Below are 21497 nucleotides of genomic sequence, written 5' to 3'. Positions count from 1 at the left end.
CTCGCGGCGTTGACTTTCACCAATCCTAGAACCGCCCCGGCATCGCCGATGGTTCTAAGAGCGGACCAGGGTCGCGGCCTTCCCAAGGGATTGGCGCGCCCGGTTCAGGACCGACGACTTCAATGGGCCTTTCCGCCTGCGTTCCCCAACGGCTTGATCAAGCCCGCTTCGCCGTTCTCGGCGAGGGGATGTCGCGTGCGCCGGCCCCTACCTTCATTCGGCGAGCCGCCATGACCCTGCCCAGAGATCTGGGACGGTCGGCCTGCGCGCGCCAGAGAGAGACTTTCCATGTCAAAGACAATGCTGATCGATGCGGCGCATCCCGAGGAGACCCGGGTCGCCATCGTGGACGGACGGCAAATTGAGGAATTCGATTTCGAATCCCGTGCGAAGCGCCAGCTTCGTGGCAACATCTACCTCGCCAAGGTCACCCGCGTAGAGCCCAGCCTGCAGGCCGCGTTCATCGAATACGGCGGCAACCGCCACGGCTTCCTAGCCTTCAACGAAATCCACCCGGACTATTACCAGATCCCGGTCGCCGACCGCGAAGCCATCATGGCCGAAGCGCATGACGATGAGGACGAGGACGATCTGGATCGGGAATCCACCGGCGACGACGTCGATCCGGAAGGCGCCCTGGCGGACGAGGAACGCCTGAAGCGTCGCCTGATGCGTCGCTACAAGATCCAGGACGTCATCAAGCGCCGCCAGATCCTGCTGGTTCAGGTCGTCAAGGACGAGCGCGGTGCCAAGGGCGCGGCCCTGACCACCTGGCTGTCGCTGGCCGGCCGCTACTGCGTCCTGATGCCCAACACCGGCAAGGGCGGCGGCATCAGCCGCAAGATCACCAACACCTCGGACCGTCGCCGCCTGAAGAGCGCCGTCTCGGCGCTTGAAGTGCCCAAGGGCATGGGCCTGATCATCCGCACGGCCGGCGCCAAGCGCACCAAGGCCGAAATCAAGCGCGACTATCAGTATCTGATGCGCCTGTGGGAGACGATCCGCGAGACGACGCTCTCGTCTCACGCCCCCTCGGTGATCTACGAGGAAGAGAATCTGGTCCGCCGCGCCGTGCGCGACATGTTCGACAAGGACTTCGACGGCATCCAGGTCGAGGGCGTCGAGGGCTTCAAGGAAGCGCGCGACTTCATGCGCGTTCTGATGCCCGCCCAGGCCAACAAGGTTCACCTGTACCGCGGCTCGCGGCCCCTGTTCGCCGCCAACGGCATCGAGGAACTGCTGACGCAGATCCATCAGCCGGTCGTGCCGCTGAAGTCGGGCGGCTATCTGGTCATCAACCAGACCGAGGCCCTGGTGGCCATCGACGTCAACTCGGGGCGCGCCACCAAGGAACGCAACGTCGAGCAGACGGCGTTCAAGACCAATATGGAAGCGGCCGAAGAAGCCGCCCGCCAGCTGCGCCTGCGCGACCTCGCCGGCCTGGTCGTCATCGACTTCATCGACATGGATGAGGGCAAGAACAACCGCGCCGTCGAACGTGTGCTGAAGGAGGCCCTGTCCTCCGACCGCGCCCGCATCCAGATGGGCCGCATCTCGCCCTTCGGCCTGATGGAGATCAGCCGCCAGCGTCGCCGCCTGGGCGTGATCGAGGGCGCCACCGAGGCCTGCCCACACTGCCAGGGCACCGGCCGCATCCGCTCCGCCGAATCCGCCGCCCTGATGACCCTGCGCGCGGTCGACATCGAGGCCGGCAAGAATGGCGCGGGCGTCGTGGTGCTGAAGGTCTGCACCGCCGTCGGCCTGTACATCCTGAACCACAAGCGCGCCTATCTGCAGGCGTTGCTGGAACGTCGCGGCCTGAACGTCATCGTCCAGATCGACGACAGCCTGGGCCAGGGCGAGCACAATATCGAGCGCACCGAGACCAACGAGGACTTCGTCGCGCCCGAGATCGAGATGCCCAATCTCGACGACGACTTCGACGCCTCGCTGTACGAAGACGAGGATGAGGACGACGACGAGGAGATCGTCAGTGACGATGATGACCACGACGTCGAGGCGCTGGATCGCGAGGACAGCGACGACGACGAGCCGCGCGAGCGGGCCGAACGCAGCGAGTCGGGCGGTCGTGACCGTGGTCGTGGCCGCAATCGTCGCCGCCGTGGCGGTCGTCGCGACGAGGAGACCGTCGAGGTCGCCGACACCTCGGACGCCGCTGATACGCTGAGCCTCGACGACGCCTCGGACGATGAGGAAGACGAGAACGGTCGCCGCCGTCGCCGTGGCCGCCGTGGCGGTCGCCGCGTCCGCGAGGACGGCGAGCGCGACGTCTATACCTGGGTTCGTGGCCGCACCCCGTCGCTGGACGACCCTTACGTCTGGTTCGACCCGCTGAACCCGGGCCGTTCGGAAGCTCGCCCTGAACGCACCGAGCGTCCCGAACGCGCCGCTGTGGCTCAGGCCGAGGTCGAAGGCCTGGACGCTGTCGCAGGCGAAGAAGGCGGTCGTTCGCGCCGTCGTCGTCGTCGCGGCCGGGGTCGGGGCGACGCGCCTGTCGGCCACGAGATCAAGGTCGAGAACCGCGCCACCAACGAAGGCATGCCGCCCGACGGTTCACCCGAAACGCCGATGGCCGTGAACATCGAACCGACCGAAGCGGTCGAGGCCGCTGCACCGGCGATCGCGCCCGAACCTCAGCGCCGTCGCGTCCGTCGCAAGTCGGCCAGCGCAAACGTCGAGATCGCGACCGAACCGCACCCCGAAACGGCCATCGAACCGAACGAGGCCGCGCAGGAAGGCCCGCAGGCCGAACTGGACGTGACGCCGCACGAGGCCCTGGTCGCCGAACCGGCCGAGGCCGCTCCGGTCGAGGAGCCCGTTGCGGTTCCGCTGGAACAGTCGGCCGCCGTCCTGGCCGAGCCGTTCGTGGCCCCGGCGCCCGAAATCGACGTCGAGGCGATCATCGCCGAAGACCCGAACCAGATCAGCGCCCCGCCTGAAAAGCCCAAACGTGGATGGTGGCGCCGCTGATCGGTCACGTTTAGACTGTCAGGATGCAGGCGGGGGCCGGTCGCTATTGGAGTAAAGCCATGAGGTGGCTTCCCCGATCTGCATCTCGCGTTCTGGCGGCGACGGCGGCGGGCCTTATGGCGCTCCTCGTCGCCGGCCAGGCCTCGGCCCAGAGCCTGATCCGCGACACCGAGGTCGAGGGCATCGTCCGCGAATGGATCGACCCGGTCTTCGTGTCGATGGGACTGAACCCCGGCGACGTCGAGGTGCTGCTGGTCAACGACGATGAACTCAACGCCTTCGCCACGCGGGGGCGGATCATGGGCGTCAATACGGGCCTGATCCTGCGCACCGAGACCCCCGGCGAACTGATGGGCGTGATGGCGCACGAAGCCGGCCACATCAAGAACCGCCACACCCTGCGTGACGGCGCCCAGGACGCGGGCCGCCAGCCGATGTTCATGACCATGGCCCTGGGCGCCCTGGCCATCGCCGCCGGCGCGCCGGACGCCGGTGTCGCCCTCTTGGGCTCCAGCCAGTATTTCGGCGCACTGGGCGCGCTCCATTACATGCAGAGCCAGGAAGGCGAGGCCGACCTGACCGGCGCCCGCGCTTTGGAAGGGGCCGGCGAATCGGGCGCGGGCCTGGTGTCCTTCTTCGAGAACTTCCGCTCTCAGGAGGTCTTCTCGGACGCCCGCCGCTATCCCTATTTCCGCAGCCACCCCCTGTCGTCCCAGCGCATTGAGACCCTGCGCCGCTATGTGCAGGAACAGCCGCACTATGATCACCGCGACAGTCCCGAACGCATGGCCCAGCACGCCCTGATCCTGGCCAAGATCCACGCCTTCATGGATCCGCCCAACGGCACGCTTCGGGACTATCCTTCGACCGACACCTCCCTGCCCGGCCGCTACGCCCGCGCCATCGCCTGGTATCGCGACGGCCAGACCGAAAAGGCGCTGACGGCGGTCGACGCATTGATCGCCGGCGATGTGACCAACCCCTATTTCCAGGAGTTGAAGGGCCAGATCCTGTTCGAGGAAGGCCGCGCGGCCGAGGCCGTCTCCGCCCACCGCGAAGCCGTGCGGCTGAAGCCCGACGCCCCCCTGCTGCGCATCAACCTGGCCCACGCCCTGATCGAGACCAACGACAAGGCCAATCTGGACGAGGCCATCGACCAGCTGAAACACGCCGTGGTGGCCGAGAAGGACAACACCATGGCCTGGCGCCTGCTGGCCCAGGCCTACGCCTCCCAGGGCAAGGAGGGCGAGGCGCGCCTGGCCTCTGCCGAATACTATTTCGCCGCCGGCAGCGAGCAGCAGGCGACGCAGTTCGCCCTTCGCGCCCGCTCCATGCTGGACCCCAGTTCGATCGAATGGCGCCGGGCGGTGGACATCGTCCTTGCGTCCGGCGCCACCCCGGACGATCTGCTGGACCTCGACCGACGCGACGCCGCGCGCAAGCCGGCCACCCTCAACTGACCCCCTTCCCCGACCGCGAGCCTTCATGACCGACGACGCCCCCACGCCTGCGCCCGAAACCCAGACCGCCAAGCCCGGCTGGTTCAACGGCGCGCGCGCCGGCTATGTGGCGCTCGGGGTGTCCGTCATCGCCCTGGGCCTGGCGGCCGCACCCTATGTGAGCGGCGCAAGCGACGGCACGAACGTGCGGGCCTATCTGCTGGAACATCCCGAGGTGTTGCAGGAGGTCGAGGTCGCGCTCCAGACCAAGGCCGCCGAGGCCAGCGTGGAAGAGACAAACCAGGCCGCCGCCGCCAACGCCGGCCTCCTGGCCCCCGATCCCCGCGACCCCGCCTTCGGTCCCGCGAACGCCAAGGTCACAGTGACCGAGTTCTTCGATTTCCGCTGCCCCGGATGCAAGGCGGTGGCCCACGACTATCGCGCCCTGATGGCCGCCCATCCCGAGGTCCGCTTCGTCTTCAAGGACTGGCCCATCCTGGACCGCGGCGACGACATCACCTCGCAATACGCCGCCCGCGCCGCTTTAGCCGCGCATCAGCAAGGCAAGTATCTGGAGGTCTACGACGCCCTGATGACCGAGCGCGCCCTGTCGATCGAGTCCATCGACGGCATCCTGGCCACGAACGGCGTGGACATCGCCCGCGCCAAGGCCGCCATCGCCGCGCCCGACACCACACGCCACATCGCCGACATCCACACCACGGCCGCCGCCCTGCGCCTGCGCGGCACGCCCACCTTCTTCATCAACGGCAAGGCCAGCCCCGGCATCGACCCCGCCGAGATCGCCAAACTGATCGAAGCGGCCAAGCGCTGACGCCTCAGAGGTTCGGCCGCTGTATGGCGGCCGAACCCCGAGACGGCGATCAGGCGGAGGTCGCGCCCATGCCGCCGTCGATCCGATAATAGGCGCCGGTGATGAAGGCCGCCTTGTCCGACGCCAGGAACAGCATCAGGTCCGCGATCTCGTCCGCCGTCGCATAGCGATTCAGGGGCACGGCGGCTTGGAATTTGGCGCGCGCATCGGCCTCGTGACCCGGCGCCGTATTCTTTTCGATGTCGTGGATCATGGCCGTGTCCACGCCAGACGGCGCCACGGCGTTGACCCGGATGCCATAGGGCGCAGCTTCCAGCGCGACGCTTTTGTTGATCCCGATCAGGGCGTGTTTGGAGGCGACATAGGCGCTCATGCCAGGCGACCCCAGCCAACCGCCGTTCGAGGCCGTGTTGACGATGGCGCCCGACTTCTGGGCGATCATGACCTTCATGACGTGCTTCAGCCCTAGGAAGGCGCCGATGACGTTGACGCCCAAAACCTTGGTGTAGTTCTCGACCGTTTGATCCACGATCGGGGCTGTGGCGCCGTTGATGCCCGCGTTGTTGACGAACACGTCGATGCGGCCGAACCGCTCAACCGCCTGATCGACATAGGCCTTCACGTCCGCCTCTTCGGCGACATTTGCAGCGACCAGCAGGGGGTCGCCCTCAATGCCGTCCGCAGCCTTGGTCAGGGCGTCCAGCGACAGATCGACCAACACGAGCTTTGCGCCCTCGGCAGCAAACTTCCGGGCCGCCGCAATGCCGATGCCGCCGGCCGCGCCGGTGATGAGAACGACCTGATCGTGGAACTGCATAGTCTGATACTCCGTAACGGGGGGAGTTACGGACCTATGTGCTGAACCCGTCCCTCGCTAGGCCTCGGCCAGACTCATTTGCCCGCCGATCCATTCGACGCCGGCGTGGCGCAAGGCGTCGTTCGCCGCCGGTTCGTCGCCCAACGCCTGCTCGGCGCGATAGAGCACATAGTAGCTGTAGGGATCGTTGGGCCAGTCCGCCAGCAGTTCGGCGATCTTGGCCTTGGCCCCGGCCGCATCGCCGGACGCCAGCATGGCGGCGGCCAGGCTGCGGCGCGTCGGATACCAGATCATCGGCGGATCTCCGCCCTCGGGCGCCATGGCCTGGATCGCCGCCGCCCGGCCATAGGCGGCGATGGCGGTCGGATAATCCTGATCGATCATGGCCGCGCGGCCTTCCAGCACCTTCTGGAACAGTTCGGCGAATCCGGCCTGGCGGTCCGCCATCGCGCCCTTGAACGCCTTGTCGGCCAGCAGGGCCGCGATGCCCCGGGCCTCGATCCGCACGGCCGCCGCATCGCCGCGCCGAGCCGCTGCCTCGCCACGCGCATAGCGCCAGCCGACCCGCATCAGCGGCCGCCCGACATCCGGCTCGGGCAGGGCCGCGACCTGGGCGTAAGATCCGAACCGGCCGTAAAGCGCATAGGCGTCGGCCGCCATAATCTGACGATAAACGACATAGCCGTCCTCGTCGGCTTCGGGCGCGCCCAGAAGCTGCGGATAGGTGGCCATATACCAGTCGGCCAGCTCCAGCCCCCGTTCGGCCCCGCCCGCCATCAGGGCGCCGCCCATGCCGAAATGAATATTGTGGGCGTGCAGCCTCATGCCGCGAATGCCGCCTGGCGGGCTGGCCAGCCGGTCGTAGGTCTTGTCAAGCGCCACGGCGTTGACGTTGGACATCATCGCGTCCTTGTACCGCCCCACCCGATAGAAGGTGTGCGACGGCATATGCACCAGGTGACTGGCCCCCGGCGCCAGCAGCGCCAGCCGCTCGCCATAGGCCAGCGCCCGATGCGGATCGTCCGACCATTCGGTCAGGTGGATATACAGGTGGATGGCGCCCGGATCGTTGGGCTTCACCGTAAGCCCATGCTCCAGCAGGTCCATGGCGCGGGTGACGCCGGGCGCAGCCGCCTTGCCCTGGTCATCCCACCACTCGCCCTCGACCTCCAGCATCCAGGCGTCGGCGGCGATGCTGGCGATGGACACGTTGTCGGGGTGGCGTTTTGCGATGCGGTCCATGGAGCGGGCGAACCGGGTCGCGCGGCTGTCTTCCTTGCCGGAATAGCGCTGGATCAGGGCGTCGATCATCTGGCGCTGCACCGGCGTGGCGTCACGAGCCAGACGCCGCGCCTCGCGGGCCGCCCGCAGGCCCGTTGCCCCGGATTCAGGGTCGTTTCCACCGCCGTTCAGGTTCGGCCCTATGGCCCAGGCCTCGCCCCAGGCGCACATGCCGCACGACGGATCCAGCCGCCGCGCCTTGCGAAAGGCCCGCACCGATTCCGAATGTTCGAACGCCCAGCGAAGCCGCACCCCATAATTGAACCAGGCCTGGGCTTCGGCCACCTTGGTGTCGATCGGAAAGCCTTCGTCGCCGAAGCCGTCCACCATCACCATGTCCGCCGTCGGCTGGACGCCTCCGACCGCCTCTGCACGGCCGCAGACCTGCGGATTGGCGATCAGCGCCAGGGTGGCCGCCGTCGCCGTAGCGTCGGCCAGCGCCACCGGCGCCATCAGGCAGGCGATCGAAGCCGTCGCCACCCACAGACCCTTGCGCATCCCCGCCTCCGCTATTTAGCCGACCATTGTGCGCCCAAACGCGGATCGCGCCAACATCCGCCGATCAGGGCGTGGTGACCGGCAGGGTGTCCTGCGGGCGTCCGTCGCCGGCGGGCGCGACAATGCCCAGCATGCGCGCGAGGAAGGGCTGAACGTCCACGCTGTCCAGATCGGTCAACCGACGCCCGGCGACGACGCCCGGCCCGTGCGCGATAAAGAGGGCCGCCATCTCGGGGGACTGGTTGTCATAGCCGTGGGCGCCGCCCGCACGCGTCACCGGCCGGTCCCGCGTCGCCGTCAGCCAGCCGGTTTCGACTAGGCAGACGATCTGGGCCACGCGTGGGTTCGATCCATAGACAAGGCGCGCCGGCACATCGGCCTTGTTCCAGCACTCCATGTGCGGATGCCGCCCGACCAGCTTCTGCTGGACCTCGGCTTCATGCCCCGGCGCCGGGTCCGCCGTCAGGACCGCGCCGCCATAGCCCACCTGCAGCGCCGACGGATCGATGATGTCGTCGATCCAAACCACCCGGTCCGGCGAGGTCGCCGCCATGCCGTGATCCGACACCAGCACCAGCAGGGTGCGGTCATACACGCCCCTCGCCTTCAGCCCCTCGACCAGACGCCCGATGGAGGCGTCCACCGACGCGACCGCCGCACGCGTCTCGGGCGCATCCGGGCCGTTGCGATGCCCGGCCGTATCGACGATGTCGAAATACAGGGTCTCCAGCTTCGGTCGCTGATTCACCGGAAGATCCAGCCAGGACAGCACCCGATCCACCCGCGCATCGCCGGGCACGGACTGGTCGAAGGGCATCCATTGGCTGGGCCGCACGCCGTGGATTTCGACCTCCGACCCCGGCCAGAACATCGTGCCCGTTCGGACCCCCGCCTTCTCGGCCGTAACCCAGATCGGCTCGGCCTGATCCCAGAAGCCGGTTTCCTTGCTGGCCATGGTGAAGACGCCCAGCTGCGCGTCCGTGAAACGGTTGCCCACGACCCCGTGGTGATCCGGGTGCAGGCCCGTCACCAGCGTATAGTGGTTGGGGAAGGTCACGCTGGGGAACGACGGCCGCATGGGCCCAAAGGCGCCGCCTGCGACCAGCCCGTCCATCACCGGCGTCTGCCCCTTGCCCAGATAGTCCGGCCGGAACCCGTCGATCGAAACCAGAATCACCAGATCGGGCCGCGCCGCCGGGGCCGTCGAGGCCTCGACAACCAGCAGCTGTGCGATCTTTGACGGTGAGCCCGGCCCGGCGGCGCAGGACGCAACCGCAAGGGCGGCGGCCAGGGCCAGGCCGGAGGCGAGGAAACGGGACATGGGCTTGCTCCAATGCGACATCGAACCATTGCCTAAACTTAATGGACGACAAGGACACGACGGCTTGTGGGAACGGCGTTCTCGCGCCAAGCTTGCGTCATGGAAACCGTCATCGATATTCGCGCCCTGACCAAGACCTATGGGACGGTGAAGGCGCTCGACGGCCTGACCCTGTCGATCCCGCGTGGCGGGGTCTATGGCATTCTCGGTCCCAACGGCGCGGGCAAGTCCACCCTGTTCCGCACCCTGCTGGGCCTGATTCGCCCGACGGAGGGCGAGGCCACGGTGATGGGCGGCCGGATCGGCGATCCGGCGTCCATGCGTCGCATGGGCTCGATGATCGAGACGCCGCGCTTTCCCCCCTTCATGACCGCCCGTCAGGTGCTGGTCTGGCTGGCCGGCGCCCACGGCGGCGTGGCCTCGGCCGAGATCGACAGCTGGCTGCAACGCGTCGGCCTGGCCGAGGCGTCGAACCGTCGCGTGCGGGGCTTTTCGGTCGGCATGCTGCAACGCCTCGGCGTCGCCGCCGCCCTTATGACCAAGCCGGACCTCGTCATCCTGGATGAGCCGACCAGCGGCATGGATCCGCCCGGCATCCAGGAAATGCGCGCCCTGATCCGCAGCCTGGCCGACCACGACGGCGTGACCGTCATCCTGGCCAGCCACCAGTTGCAGGAGGTCCAGCGCGTCTGCGACCGCGTCGCCATCTTCAACAAGGGCAAGGTGATCACCGAGGGCAAGGTCTCGGACCTGACCGCCTCGGGCGAGCGTCTGCGCCTGTCCGTCACCCCCCTGGCCAAGGCCATGGCGGTGCTGGGCGACCGCGCCGTGCTGGAAGGCGACGCCCTGCTCGCCGCCGTCCCGCGCGCCGAGGCCGCCGCCGCCATTAGGGCCCTGGTCGAGGGCGGCGTCGATATCGAAGAAGCCCGCTGGATCGGCGCCGACCTGGAAGACGTCTTCATGAGCGAAACCGGCTGGACCGGCGTGCAGGAGCAAAACCGTGCTGGCTGACGCGATCCGATCCGAAACCTACCGCCTGTCCAAGAACCGCACCGCCGTGTTCTGGAGCGTGCTGTTCGTGCCCATCATGGGCGTCATCCTCGCCACCCTGGGCTTCATCTTCGCCAAGGCCAATGAGGGCAAGCTGGCCGGCAAACTGCCGCCCGAACTGATGAAGGGCGGTCCGCTGGACCTGGGCCTGACCCTGGTCAAGAGCGCCGGCGATTTCGCCAACCCCGCCATCCTGATGTTCGTCCTGATCGGCGCCGCCACAATCTACGCCGGGGATTATCGCTGGGAGACCTGGCGGCTCATCAGCGCGCGCAACACCCGGCCGAACCTGCTGATCGGCAAGGTGGCGGTCGTGGCCCTGGTGATCGTGCTGGCCAGTTTCGCCGCCCTGCTCTCCGACATTATCGCCAGCCTGATCCAGGCGGCGGTGTTCGGCCGGCCTCTGACCTTTTCCATGACCGGCGCAGCCTTGGCGGACTTCGGCCTGCTGACCATGACGTCCTGGGCGCGCATCCTTCAGTTCACGATGCTGGGCCTGCTCGGCGCCGTTCTGACCCGGTCATTGCTGGCCGCCCTGTTTGCGCCCCTGGTCATCGGCGTGGGCCAGTTCTTCTTGCCGCAGATCCTGATGCCAATGGGCGTGACGACGGACGGCTGGCTGCTGCCCCTGCTGTCGCCCGGCCTCGCCACCGACTTGCTCAAGGCGGTCATCGAGGGCGGCATGGCGGCCGCCGATCTGCCCGATCACGCCGTGATAAAGGGCGTCCTCGGCCTGGCCCTGTGGATCGCCGTCCCCTTCGCCGGCGCCGTCGCCTGGTTCAGCCGCCAGGACCTGTCCAAGGAATAGGCGGCGGACTGCGCTCGCCTTGCGCGACCCGCCAGTCGCGCCAGGCGCCCACCGACCTAAAGCCCCTTCTCCATGAAGACGTCGGCTCGGGCGTAGGGCGTCGGGCGGGGCGGGGCGGCAGGTGGATGAAGCCGAAGCTGTCGTATAGGGCGATGGCCGGCGTCAGGGCGCTGTTGGTCTCGAGATACAGCCGCGACGCCCCGGCCTCGCGTGCGGCGTCCTCGCAGGCCTGCAGCAGCCGCCTGGCCAGGCCCGACCTGCGCGCGGCCGGGGTCACCGTCATCTTGGACACCTCGAACCCGTCGTCGATCCGGATCAGGGCGCAGCAGCCGATCGCCTCCCCGTACCGCTCGACGATGAAGATCCGGCCGCCGTCGGCGATGAAGACGCCGTGCGGATCGTTGATGGACCGGCGATCCTTGGCCTCGATGGAGAAGCCGCCCTCGACCAGCCAGGCGGTGTTCAGTCGCGCCCAGGCGGCCGCGTGATCGGGCCGGAAATCGACGATGGCGAAGTTCATCCGCGCCTCATGCCGCAAGTCGCCGCAAAGCAAAAGGGCGGTCGGATCACTCCGACCGCCCTTCCGGCGTTTGGTCATGCGACCAAATCTTAGTCTTCGTCGCCGCCTTCGAAGGCCAGGACCGGACCGGAGTCCTTGCCCTTGGCTTCGACGTCGCGATCGACGAACTCGATGACGGCCATAGGGGCGTTGTCGCCGTGGCGGAAGCCGGCCTTCATGATGCGGATATAGCCGCCGTTACGCTCGCTGTAGCGCGGGCCGAGCGTTTCGAACAGCTTGCCGACCTGCGGCACGTCGCGAACCTGGCTGATGGCCTGACGACGCGCGTGCAGATCGCCCTTCTTGGCCAGGGTGACCAGCTTCTCGACGAAGGGACGCAGTTCCTTGGCCTTGGGCAGGGTCGTGGTGATTTGCTCGTGCTTGATCAGCGAGGCGGCCATGTTCGCGAACATGGCGGTGCGGTGGCTGGTCGTGCGACCGAGTTTACGATGGGCGGCGCCGTGGCGCATCTGGGTCTCTCCTACTCCGAGCCCGGTATCTTCGTTGAGGAAGACCTAGGCTCGTAATCTTCTAACCGCCCCGACATTCTCCCAAGGGAGACGGGCGGAGGGTTGAACTTAGATCTGGTCGTCGAACTTCTTGGCCAGATCTTCGATGTTTTCGGGGGGCCAGTTCGGCACGTCCATGCCGAGGCTGAGACCCATCGTCGTCAGAACTTCCTTGATCTCGTTCAGCGACTTGCGGCCGAAGTTCGGGGTGCGAAGCATTTCGCCCTCGGTCTTCTGGATCAGGTCGCCGATGTAGACGATGTTGTCGTTCTTCAGGCAGTTGGCCGAACGAACCGACAGCTCCAGCTCGTCCACCTTCTTCAGAAGGGCCGGGTTGAAGGGCAGGTCGGGCTTGCCGTCCGACTGCTCGACAGCCTTCTTGGGCTCTTCGAAGGTGATGAAGATCTGCAGTTGGTCTTGCAGGATGCGCGCGGCATAGGCCACGGCGTCAACCGGCGTGACCGCACCGTTGGTTTCGACTTCCAGCAGCAGCTTGTCGTAATCCAGCGACTGGCCCTGACGGGTCGGCTCGACGCGATAGGCGACGCGCTTGACCGGCGAATACAGGGCGTCGACGGCGATCAGGCCGATCGGCGCATCTTCCGGACGGTTCAGCTCGGCGGCCACATAGCCCTTGCCGTTCTGGACGGTCAGTTCCATGCGGACCGACGCGCCGTCGTCCAGGGTGCAGATGACGTGATCGGGGTTCAGAACCTCGATGTCCGCCGGCACGTCGATCTGGCCGGCCGTCACGACGCCGGGGCCCGTGGCGCGCAGGGTCATGCGCTTGGGGCCTTCGGCGTGCATGCGCAGCGCCAGTTGCTTGATGTTCAGGACGATGTCGACCACGTCTTCGCGTACGCCTTCCAGCGACGAGAATTCATGAACGACGCCGTCGATCTGGATGGCGGTGACGGCCGCGCCTTGCAGCGAGGACAGCAGAACGCGACGGAGCGCGTTGCCGAGCGTCACGCCGAAGCCACGCTCGAGAGGTTCGGCCACCAGGCGCGCCTTGCGCTGGGCGTCGGAACCGATCTCGATCTGCGGCTTCTCGGGACGGATCAGCTCTTGCCAGTTTCTTTCGATCATTTTGTCCCTCGAACGGGTTTCGCCTGCTCCGGCCTTGTCGACGAGGCCATGGTGGAGCGGACGGAGATGGGGGTGCTTTGGGCGGGGTCGCTTAGACGCGACGACGCTTGGGCGGACGGCAACCGTTGTGCGGCATCGGGGTGACGTCGCGGATGGTCGTGATCGTCAGACCGACCGACTGCAGCGCGCGCAGGGCCGATTCACGGCCGGAACCCGGACCCGAGACGTTCACTTCCAGCGTCTTGACGCCGTGTTCCTGCGCCTTCTTGCCGGCGTCTTCCGCAGCCATTTGGGCGGCGTAAGGCGTCGACTTACGCGAGCCCTTGAAGCCCATGTGACCGGCCGACGACCAGGAAATCGCGTTTCCTTGTGCATCGGTGATGGTCACCATGGTGTTGTTGAAGCTGGCGTTCACGTGGGCGACGCCGGAGGTGATGTTCTTGCGCTCGCGCTTCTTTACGCGACCCGGTTCCTTGGCCATGTGTCTGTCTTACTTCTTCTTGCCGGCGATCGGCTTGGCGGGACCCTTGCGGGTGCGGGCGTTCGTATGGGTGCGCTGGCCGCGGACCGGCAGGCCCTTGCGGTGACGCAGGCCGCGATAGCAGGCCAGATCCATCAGACGCTTGATGTTCATCGACGTCTCGCGGCGCAGGTCGCCCTCGACGGTGTGATCCTTGTCGATCGTCTCGCGGATCGACAGGACTTCGGCGTCCGTCAGCTGGTTCACACGACGGGCGGGCTCGATGCCCACCTTTTCGGTGATGTCCTTGGCGGCGGCAGGGCCGATGCCATGGATGTACTGAAGCGCGATTTCAACGCGCTTGTTGGTCGGGATGTTGACGCCAGCAATACGGGCCACGAAATTCTCCAGATACGCGTTAGTCAGACGCAACAAACGCTCCGGTCAACAGACCAGGAGCGTGGCGCCCTTCGCGGGAAGGCGCCCTTATACATGTGATTCACGAGGCGTCAACATCTAGGGCGGCGTCAGCGTGGCGGACGGCCGAAGTCCACGCCCACAGTGACCCGCTGGCCCTCGACGGGGCGGCCGTCCTCGGTGGGGGGCTGAAACCGGAAATAGCCGGCGACCTGCAAGCCCGCCGCCCCAAAGCCCAGGCCCGGCGGCGTCTCGTCCACCACCCGGCATCCATCCAGCCGGCTGTCCAGGCGAATGACGCACGACAGCTCTACACGTCCATAGCGACTGCGTGCGCCCGAGGGATGGTTGGCGCGAATCTGGCCGATGGTGGGGCCGGTGACCAGGCGCGGTCCGGTCGAACCGCTGCCGGGGCCGGATCCCGACCCGACGCCCGAACCGTCGCCGATCCCCTGCCCGCCCTGGCCGAAGCCGGGCTGGGGCGACGGCGCTGGGGCGATACCGACGACAGGCGCAGGCTCGGGCGCCTTGACGGGCGGCGCAGGAACTTCGCGCGGGCGCTCCCTGGGCGGAGGCGGCGGCGTGTGAATGACCGAGGGCGCGGCGGGCGCCCCGCCTCCCGTCTCAGGGGCCGGCGGCTCTTCGGAGATGGGCGGCGGAGGATCGTAGAGCACGACCTCGAACGGCGGCGGCTCCGTCACAGGCGTCTGAATCGGCCCCCTCACCTGTCCCAGCAACAGGAACAGGCCGATCTCGGCGACGGCGACGGCGACGAAAACGCCCGCCATGCGCCAGCGCCGCTGGCGGGTCTTCTCAGGATTGGGGTCGGCCTGTTCGGTCATCAGGCGTTCAACGCCCGAAATCGCAAATCAGGCCAGAGCCTCGTCTATGGCCTTGGCCACGGACTCGATCGAGCCCATGCCGTCGGCCTCGGTCAGCTTGCCCTGGGCTTCGTAATAGGGAAGCAGAGGCGCGGTGTTGCGGTTGTAGGCCTCGAGCCGGACCTTGAACGATTCGGGATTGTCGTCGGGCCGTCCCTGTTCGGCGAACCGCTTGGCGATCCGTTCGGTCAGGGCGTGGTCGTCGACCTTCAGCCGCACGACGGCGTCGATCTGCACGCCGCGCTTCGCCAGCATCTCGTCCAGCGCCTCGGCCTGGGCCACCGTGCGAGGGAAGCCGTCGAATATGGCGCCGCCGGCGGCCTCGGCCTCCGTCAGGCGATCCTCGATCAGGGCGATGACGATCTCGTCGGTGACCAGGTCGCCGCGCGCCAGCACGTCCTTGACCTTGAGCCCCAACTCCGAGCCAGAGGCGATCGCCGCGCGAAGCATGTCGCCGGTGGAGAGCTGGACCATGCCCTTCTCTTCCACCAGCCGCTTCGCCTGGGTGCCCTTGCCCGCCGCCGGCGGTCCAAACAGGATCAAGTTCATGCTTCAGCCCTCCCCTGGGCGTCTGTCAGCTTAAGACCTAGCGGCGCACGGGCGTGGGCGCGCCACGACCGCCACGACCGCGCAGCTTCGCCTTCTTGATCAGGCCTTCGTACTGGTGCGCCAGCAGTTGGGACTGAATCTGAGCCACAGTGTCCATCGTGACCGACACGACGATCAAGATAGACGTTCCGCCGAAGTACAGGCTGTTGCCCATCTGGGCGACCAGGAACTCCGGCAGCAGGCAGACGGCGGTGATGTAGGCGGCGCCGATCACGGTCAGGCGGGTCAGGACATAGTCCAGATATTCCGCCGTGCGCTTGCCCGGACGAATGCCCGGCAGGAAGCCGCCGTATTTGCGCAGGTTCTCGGCCGTGTCCTCGGGGTTGAAGGTGATCGAGGTGTAGAAGAAGCAGAAGAAGACGATCAGGGCGGCGTACAGCGCCATGAACAGCGGCTGGCCGTGCGTCAGCTGCGCCGTCACCAGCGGCAGCCAGCTCATCCAGCTGGGCAGGTCGGCGTTGGCCGTCATGGTCGCCACCGTCGTCGGCAGCATCAGCAGCGACGAGGCGAAGATCGGCGGGATCACGCCTGCGGTGTTGACCTTCAGCGGCAGGAACGAACGCTCGCCGCCGGCCATGCGGTTGCCTTCCTGGCGCTTCGGATACTGGATCAGAAGCCGGCGCTGGGCGCGTTCCATGAAGACGATGAAGACCACGGTGGCCACCGCCAGCACGGCGATGAACAGCAGGGCGAAGGCCGACATCTGGCCTTGCTGGGCCAGGCCCAGCAGGCGAGCGATGGTGGACGGCAGGACCGCCACGATGCCGGCGAAGATGATCAGCGAGATGCCGTTGCCGACGCCCCGCGCCGTCACCTGCTCACCCAGCCACATCAGGAACATGGTGCCGCCGGTCAGGGTCACGACCGTCGAGGCGATGAAAAAGATGCCCGGATTGTCGACCAGGCCGGCGGTGCTGTTCAGGCCCGCCGCGATGCCGAAGGACTGCGCCAGCGCCAGGAACACCGTCAGATAGCGGGTGTACTGGTTCAGCTGCTTGCGGCCGCTTTCGCCGCCTTCCTTCTTCAGCTTCTCCCACGGCGGATACACGGTGCCCATCAGCTGCACGATGATCGAGGCCGAGATGTACGGCATCACGTTCAGCGCGAAGATGGCCATACGCTCGACGGCGCCGCCCGAGAACATGTTGAACATGTCCAGAATGCCGCGCTGACCCGACGGGTCCTGGAAGAACTGCAGGAAGGCCTGCGAGTTGATGCCCGGAATCGGCACATACGTCCCGATCCGATAGACCAGGAGCGCGCCCAGCGTGAACAGCAGGCGCTTGTGCAGCTCGGTCGCTTTCGCGAACGAGCCCATGTTCATATTGGCGGCGAGTTGTTCTGCGGCCGAAGCCATTATGCGTCCCCACGACTGATTGAGTCGTCAGATAGGCGAGAAGCGGCGCTCTTGCGAGGCCGCTTCCGTTCTTTCGTCGCTGCGATGTGTTCAGGCCACGGCCTAAGCGACCGCAACGACGCGTTGATCAGGCGTTGGCGGCGGCGCGCTTGGTGCGGGCCGAGATCTTGTTCTCGTCGCCGCGCGGCGCCTTGGGAGCCGGAGCCTTGCCCTTGGCGGCGTTGCGCTTCTCGACGCGCGCAGCGGCCTTGGCTTCGGCGGCGATGCGCTCTTGCACGACCGAACCGCCAGCGGCTTCGATGGCCTTGATGGCGCCCGAGGTGGCCGACCAGACGACCAGGTTCAGGGCTTGCTTCAGCTCACCGGTGCCCAGCAGACGCACGCCGTCCTTGACGCGACGGATCACGCCGGCGGCGACCAGGGCGTCGCCCTTCAGTTCCGACTTGGCATCCAGCTTGCCGGCGTCGACGGCGTCTTGCAGGCGCCACAGGTTCACTTCCGCCAGCTTCAGAGCGTTGGCGTTGTTGAAGCCGCGCTTGGGCATACGCATGTACAGCGGCATTTGGCCGCCTTCGAAGCCGCCGATGGCGACGCCCGAACGCGACTTCTGACCCTTGACGCCACGGCCAGCGGTCTTGCCCTTGCCCGAACCGGGGCCACGGCCGACACGCATGCGCTTCTTGTGCGCGCCTTCGTTGTCGCGGATTTCGTTCAGTTTCATATGCCTGATCCTTTCGGGTGCTAGCGCCCGGACCATTGATCCGAACTCGGCTGTAAAAAATTTAAGGGCCGCTGATAGGCGACCCTCGGGGTATTCGCAAGTGCAGAAACGCCCTCCCCCGGGTTCGGGAAAGGGCGAAACGGCTTACTTTTCGACGATCTCGGTCAGGTGGGCGACCTTGGCGATCATCCCACGAACCGAAGGCGTGTCTTCCAGGGTCGATTCACGACCCAGGCGGTTCAGACCCAGGCCCACCAGGGTGGCGCGCTGGTCGTTCTTGCGGCGGATCGGCGAACCGGTCTGCTTGACGGTGACGGTCTTGGCGTCGGTCTTCTTGGACGGGGCCATGATTTAGGACTCCACAGCTTCGGGCGTCGAAGCGCCGTCGTTGCGACGGCCCATCAGATCCGCAACCTTCTTGCCGCGCTTGGACGCAACCTGACGAGGCGAGGACTGGACCTTCAGCGCTTCGAACGTCGCGCGGATCATGTTGTAGGGGTTCGACGAACCGGTCGACTTGCCCACGACGTCCTGGACGCCGAGGGTTTCGAGCACGGCGCGCATCGGACCGCCTGCGATGACGCCGGTCCCGGGAGGGGCGGCGCGCATCATGATCTTGCCGGCGCCCCAACGGCCGTTGCCGTCGTGGTGCAGGGTGCGGTTCTCGCGGAGCGGAACGCGGATCATCGTCTTCTTGGCTTCTTCGGTCGCCTTGCGGATGGCTTCCGGCACTTCGCGCGCCTTGCCGTGACCGAAGCCGACGCGGCCCTTGCCGTCGCCGACGACCATCAGGGCTGCGAAGGAGAAACGACGGCCGCCTTTGACGGTGGCGGCGACGCGGTTGATGTGGACCAGCTTCTCGACGATGTCCGAATCCGGACCATCGGCTTGGGGGCCATTGCGGTTGTCACGACGGTTGCGGTCGTTGCCGCCGCCGCCACGTTGGGGTTGATGCGCCATCTGTCGCGTCCCTTAGAAGTTCAGGCCGGCTTCACGCGCGGCTTCCGCCAGCGCCTTGACCCGTCCATGATAGATGTACTCGCCACGGTCGAAGACGACGTCCTTGACGCCCTTCTCGATGGCGCGCTCGGCGATCAGCTTGCCGATCGCGGCGGCCGCAGCGGTGTCCGAACCACGCTTGCCCTTGCCGCCTTCCAGCGACGAGGCAGACGCGACGGTCACGCCTTGGGCGTCGTCGATGATCTGGGCCGAGATGTTCTTGTCCGAACGGCTGACCGACAGACGAAGGCGACCGTTGGCGACAGCCTTCAGGCGGCGACGAGTGCGCTCCGAGCGGCGCTTGGCTTGTTGTCGAAGAGAAAGAGCCATGACTTACTTCTTCTTGCCTTCCTTGCGACGGACCTTCTCGCCCGCGTAACGGACGCCCTTGCCCTTGTAGGGCTCCGGCGGACGCAGCTTGCGGATGACCGCGGCGATCTGACCGACGGCTTGCTTGTCAGCGCCGGAGACCTTGATCTCGGTCTGCTTCGGCACTGCGAAGCTGACGCCGGCCGGCGGAGCGATATCGACTTCATGCGAGAAGCCGAGCTGCAGCGAAAGGGCGTCGCCCTTCATCGCGGCGCGGTAACCCACGCCGACCAGCTCCAGCGACTTCTCGAAGCCCGTGGTGACGCCGACGACCATGTTGTCGACCAGGGTGCGCGACAGGCCCCACATCGCGCGACCGCGTTGCGTGTCCGACCGCAGACCCAGCGACAGTTCGTCGCCTTCCTGGGTGACTTCGATTTCTTCGGCGACGGTCCAGGAGCTTTCGCCCTTGGGGCCCTTCACGGTGACGTTCTGGCCGTCGAGCGTGACAGTCACGCCCTTCGGCACAGCGATGGTTTTCTTGCCAATACGGGACATATCAGTAGACCCTGCAGAGGACTTCGCCGCCGACGTTAGCGTCGCGGGCGGAGGCGTCGGACATGACGCCCTTCGAAGTCGAGAGGATCGAGATGCCGAGGCCGTTCTTGACGGGTTTCAGATCGCCGATCGCCGAATAGACGCGGCGGCCCGGCTTGGACACGCGAGCGATCTCGGCGATGACGGGCTGACCGTCGAAGTACTTCAGCTCGATCTCGAACTGCGGAAACTCACCCGGGTTCTGAACCAGGTTGTAGCCGCGGATGTAGCCCTCGTCCTGCAGCACGTCGAGGACGCGCTGGCGCAGACGCGAGGCCGGGGTCAGCACCTTGGAACGCTTGCGGGTCGCCGCGTTCTTGATGCGAGCGATCATGTCGCTCAGGGGATCGTTGATCATCATGTCTGTTCGCTCCCCTTACCAGCTGGACTTGGTCAGGCCAGGGATCTGGCCCTGGTTGCCGAGTTCACGCAGCGCAATCCGGCTCATCTTGAGCTTGCGATAGAACGCACGCGGACGACCGGTCACTTCGCAGCGGTTGCGAATGCGGGTCGGCGCGGAGTTGCGCGGCAGTTCAGCCAGCTTCAGGCGCGCATCGAAACGCTCCTCAAGCGGCAGGTTTTCGTCGTTGGCGGTCGCCTTCAGGGCGGCCCGCTTCGCGGCATACTTCGCAACCAGGGCCTTGACGGCTTCGTTGCGGTTTACGGCGCTTTTCTTAGCCATTGTTCTCTTCCCTTCCCGCTCAGTTCTTCACGAACGGGAACTTGAACTCGGTGAGGAGAGCCTTGGCTTCCTCATCGGTCTTGGCCGTGGTGCAGACGACAATGTCCATGCCCCACATCTGATCGATCTGGTCGTAGTTGATCTCCGGGAACACGATGTGTTCCTTCAGACCCGTGGCGTAGTTGCCGCGACCATCGAAGGACGTGCCCTTCAGACCACGGAAATCCTTCACGCGCGGCAGCGCGATCGTGATGAACCGGTCCAGGAACTCGTACATCTGGTCGCCGCGCAGGGTGACCTTGCCGCCGATGACCATGCCTTCGCGCAGCTTGAAGCCGGCGATGGAGTTACGGGCCTTGGTGGCGACGGCCTTCTGACCGGCGATGGCCGTCAGATCCTTGAGGGCGGCGTTCGCCTTCTTGGAATCCGCGACGGCTTCGCCGATGCCCATGTTCAGGACGATCTTGTCCAGCTTGGGCACCTGCATTTCGTTCGTGTAGCCGAACTTGGTCTTCATTTCCGCACGGATGCGGGCCTGATATTCGGCCTTGAGGCGCGGGGTGTATTTCTCGGTAGCCATCAGATGACGTCTCCCGTCGTCTTGGCGATGCGGACCTTGGTGTCCCCATCGATCTTGAAGCCGACGCGGGTCGCCTTGCCGTTGGCGTCGGCGATCGCGACGTTCGACAGGTGAAGCGAGGCTTCCTTGTTCTTGATACCGCCCTGCGGGTCAGCCTGGCTCGGGCGCGTGTGGCGCTGAACCATGTTGCAGCCTTCGACGAGGACGCGGTTTTCGGAAGGCAGGACCTTCAGCACGTTGCCCGTGCGGCCCTTGTCCTTGCCGGTGAGGACGACGACGCGGTCGCCCTTCTTGATCTTGGCGGCCATGTTACAGGACCTCCGGAGCCAGCGAGATGATCTTCATGTGGTTCTTGGCGCGCAGTTCGCGGGGAACCGGGCCGAAGATCCGCGTTCCGACAGGCTCGTTCTGCTTGTTGACGATGACGGCGGCCGACTTGTCAAAACGAATGACCGAGCCGTCCTTGCGTTGGATGTCCTTGGCGGTGCGCACGACGATGGCGCGAACAACGTCGCCCTTCTTCACGCGGCCGCGAGGGATGGCTTCCTTCACGGAGGCGACGATTGTGTCGCCGATCGAGGCGTAGCGGCGCTTGGAGCCGCCCAACACCTTGATGCACATGACCCGGCGGGCGCCCGAATTATCGGCCACTTCCAGGTTAGTTTGCATCTGGATCATAAGATCAGAT

Annotated in this window: 26 protein-coding genes; 5 read left to right on the top strand and 21 right to left on the bottom strand. The window is 66.4% G+C overall.

Going from position 1 to position 21497, the window contains the following annotated elements:
* Positions 1 to 288: 288 nt before the first annotated feature.
* From ACODSC_RS04015 to ACODSC_RS04005, 3 genes are read left to right on the top strand one after another with little or no spacing between them, the layout of a single operon-like run.
* Positions 289 to 2991 (top strand): Rne/Rng family ribonuclease, encoded by a 2703-nt coding sequence (locus ACODSC_RS04015; RefSeq protein ID WP_488811985.1) that lies wholly within the window; start codon positions 289 to 291, stop codon positions 2989 to 2991.
* A gap of 59 nt (positions 2992 to 3050) precedes the next feature.
* Positions 3051 to 4451, top strand: a complete 1401-nt coding sequence (locus ACODSC_RS04010; protein WP_488811983.1) for a M48 family metalloprotease — start codon at positions 3051 to 3053, stop codon at positions 4449 to 4451.
* 25 nt (positions 4452 to 4476) lie between these two features.
* Positions 4477 to 5265 (top strand): DsbA family protein, encoded by a 789-nt coding sequence (locus ACODSC_RS04005; RefSeq protein ID WP_488811981.1) that lies wholly within the window; start codon positions 4477 to 4479, stop codon positions 5263 to 5265.
* A 49-nt stretch (positions 5266 to 5314) separates the two neighbouring features.
* Here the strand turns inward: ACODSC_RS04005 and ACODSC_RS04000 are convergent, their stop codons facing one another.
* From ACODSC_RS04000 to ACODSC_RS03990, 3 genes are all read right to left on the bottom strand, one after another.
* The gene (locus ACODSC_RS04000) at positions 5315 to 6082 is read right to left on the bottom strand and encodes an SDR family NAD(P)-dependent oxidoreductase (protein WP_488811979.1); all 768 of its coding nucleotides are present in this window, start codon (positions 6080 to 6082) and stop codon (positions 5315 to 5317) included.
* A 57-nt stretch (positions 6083 to 6139) separates the two neighbouring features.
* A complete protein-coding gene (locus tag ACODSC_RS03995; protein ID WP_488811977.1) occupies positions 6140 to 7861 on the bottom strand; it encodes a tetratricopeptide repeat protein in 1722 nt (573 codons plus the stop codon).
* 64 nt (positions 7862 to 7925) lie between these two features.
* The gene (locus ACODSC_RS03990; RefSeq protein ID WP_488811975.1) at positions 7926 to 9182 is read right to left on the bottom strand and encodes an alkaline phosphatase family protein; all 1257 of its coding nucleotides are present in this window, start codon (positions 9180 to 9182) and stop codon (positions 7926 to 7928) included.
* A 99-nt stretch (positions 9183 to 9281) separates the two neighbouring features.
* Here ACODSC_RS03990 and ACODSC_RS03985 point away from each other — a divergent pair, with 99 nt between their 5' ends.
* Together ACODSC_RS03985 and ACODSC_RS03980 are read left to right on the top strand one after the other, a co-directional pair.
* Positions 9282 to 10193, top strand: a complete 912-nt coding sequence (locus ACODSC_RS03985; protein ID WP_488811973.1) for an ABC transporter ATP-binding protein — start codon at positions 9282 to 9284, stop codon at positions 10191 to 10193.
* Complete coding sequence (locus ACODSC_RS03980; protein WP_488811971.1) at positions 10183 to 11040, top strand: hypothetical protein; 858 nt, start codon at positions 10183 to 10185, stop codon at positions 11038 to 11040. Before ACODSC_RS03985 ends, ACODSC_RS03980 begins: the two co-directional genes overlap by 11 nt.
* On the opposite strand, the gene ACODSC_RS03975 is transcribed toward ACODSC_RS03980, so the two are convergent.
* The 18 genes from ACODSC_RS03975 to rplN all read right to left on the bottom strand — a co-directional run bounded on the left by ACODSC_RS03975 (position 11012) and on the right by rplN (position 21487).
* Positions 11012 to 11638, bottom strand: a complete 627-nt coding sequence (locus ACODSC_RS03975) for a GNAT family N-acetyltransferase (protein ID WP_488811969.1) — start codon at positions 11636 to 11638, stop codon at positions 11012 to 11014. The genes ACODSC_RS03980 and ACODSC_RS03975 overlap by 29 nt on opposite strands.
* Before the next feature lie 11 nt (positions 11639 to 11649).
* Positions 11650 to 12069, bottom strand: coding sequence for a 50S ribosomal protein L17 (gene rplQ / locus ACODSC_RS03970; RefSeq protein WP_488811967.1), 420 nt, complete (start codon positions 12067 to 12069; stop codon positions 11650 to 11652).
* A gap of 108 nt (positions 12070 to 12177) precedes the next feature.
* A complete protein-coding gene (locus ACODSC_RS03965; protein WP_488811965.1) occupies positions 12178 to 13197 on the bottom strand; it encodes a DNA-directed RNA polymerase subunit alpha in 1020 nt (339 codons plus the stop codon).
* Between the two features lie 91 nt (positions 13198 to 13288).
* The gene (gene rpsK / locus ACODSC_RS03960) at positions 13289 to 13678 is read right to left on the bottom strand and encodes a 30S ribosomal protein S11 (RefSeq protein WP_008264180.1); all 390 of its coding nucleotides are present in this window, start codon (positions 13676 to 13678) and stop codon (positions 13289 to 13291) included.
* 9 nt (positions 13679 to 13687) lie between these two features.
* The gene (gene rpsM, locus ACODSC_RS03955) at positions 13688 to 14056 is read right to left on the bottom strand and encodes a 30S ribosomal protein S13 (RefSeq protein ID WP_026108555.1); all 369 of its coding nucleotides are present in this window, start codon (positions 14054 to 14056) and stop codon (positions 13688 to 13690) included.
* A gap of 128 nt (positions 14057 to 14184) precedes the next feature.
* Positions 14185 to 14916, bottom strand: a complete 732-nt coding sequence (locus tag ACODSC_RS03950) for an energy transducer TonB (RefSeq protein WP_488811963.1) — start codon at positions 14914 to 14916, stop codon at positions 14185 to 14187.
* Between the two features lie 27 nt (positions 14917 to 14943).
* Positions 14944 to 15504, bottom strand: coding sequence for an adenylate kinase (locus ACODSC_RS03945; RefSeq protein WP_488811961.1), 561 nt, complete (start codon positions 15502 to 15504; stop codon positions 14944 to 14946).
* Between the two features lie 37 nt (positions 15505 to 15541).
* Positions 15542 to 16921, bottom strand: a complete 1380-nt coding sequence (gene secY / locus ACODSC_RS03940) for a preprotein translocase subunit SecY (protein WP_135195337.1) — start codon at positions 16919 to 16921, stop codon at positions 15542 to 15544.
* Positions 16922 to 17048: 127 nt separating this feature from the next.
* Entirely contained in the window at positions 17049 to 17642 is a 594-nt protein-coding gene (gene rplO / locus ACODSC_RS03935; RefSeq protein WP_488811958.1) for a 50S ribosomal protein L15, read from the bottom strand.
* Between the two features lie 144 nt (positions 17643 to 17786).
* Positions 17787 to 17990, bottom strand: a complete 204-nt coding sequence (gene rpmD, locus ACODSC_RS03930; RefSeq protein ID WP_135195335.1) for a 50S ribosomal protein L30 — start codon at positions 17988 to 17990, stop codon at positions 17787 to 17789.
* A 3-nt stretch (positions 17991 to 17993) separates the two neighbouring features.
* On the bottom strand, positions 17994 to 18602 hold the full coding sequence (rpsE, locus tag ACODSC_RS03925; protein ID WP_135195334.1) for a 30S ribosomal protein S5: 609 nt from the start codon (positions 18600 to 18602) through the stop codon (positions 17994 to 17996).
* A gap of 12 nt (positions 18603 to 18614) precedes the next feature.
* Positions 18615 to 18971, bottom strand: a complete 357-nt coding sequence (gene rplR, locus ACODSC_RS03920) for a 50S ribosomal protein L18 (RefSeq protein ID WP_135195333.1) — start codon at positions 18969 to 18971, stop codon at positions 18615 to 18617.
* A gap of 3 nt (positions 18972 to 18974) precedes the next feature.
* Positions 18975 to 19508, bottom strand: coding sequence for a 50S ribosomal protein L6 (gene rplF, locus ACODSC_RS03915; RefSeq protein WP_488811955.1), 534 nt, complete (start codon positions 19506 to 19508; stop codon positions 18975 to 18977).
* A gap of 1 nt (position 19509) precedes the next feature.
* The gene (gene rpsH, locus ACODSC_RS03910) at positions 19510 to 19908 is read right to left on the bottom strand and encodes a 30S ribosomal protein S8 (RefSeq protein ID WP_008262310.1); all 399 of its coding nucleotides are present in this window, start codon (positions 19906 to 19908) and stop codon (positions 19510 to 19512) included.
* Positions 19909 to 19923: 15 nt separating this feature from the next.
* Positions 19924 to 20229, bottom strand: a complete 306-nt coding sequence (gene rpsN / locus ACODSC_RS03905; RefSeq protein WP_008259854.1) for a 30S ribosomal protein S14 — start codon at positions 20227 to 20229, stop codon at positions 19924 to 19926.
* 19 nt (positions 20230 to 20248) lie between these two features.
* Positions 20249 to 20809: a 50S ribosomal protein L5 gene (rplE, locus tag ACODSC_RS03900; RefSeq protein WP_292124260.1), complete on the bottom strand. Its 561-nt coding sequence runs from the start codon at positions 20807 to 20809 to the stop codon at positions 20249 to 20251.
* Positions 20809 to 21117: a 50S ribosomal protein L24 gene (gene rplX, locus ACODSC_RS03895; protein ID WP_488811952.1), complete on the bottom strand. Its 309-nt coding sequence runs from the start codon at positions 21115 to 21117 to the stop codon at positions 20809 to 20811. Before rplX ends, rplE begins: the two co-directional genes overlap by 1 nt.
* A 1-nt stretch (position 21118) precedes the next feature.
* Positions 21119 to 21487, bottom strand: coding sequence for a 50S ribosomal protein L14 (gene rplN / locus ACODSC_RS03890; RefSeq protein WP_003164378.1), 369 nt, complete (start codon positions 21485 to 21487; stop codon positions 21119 to 21121).
* Positions 21488 to 21497 lie beyond the last annotated feature (10 nt).

It is taken from the genome of Brevundimonas sp. FG128, from assembly GCF_057809775.1.
This window is presented reverse-complemented; position numbering and strand designations above follow the sequence as displayed.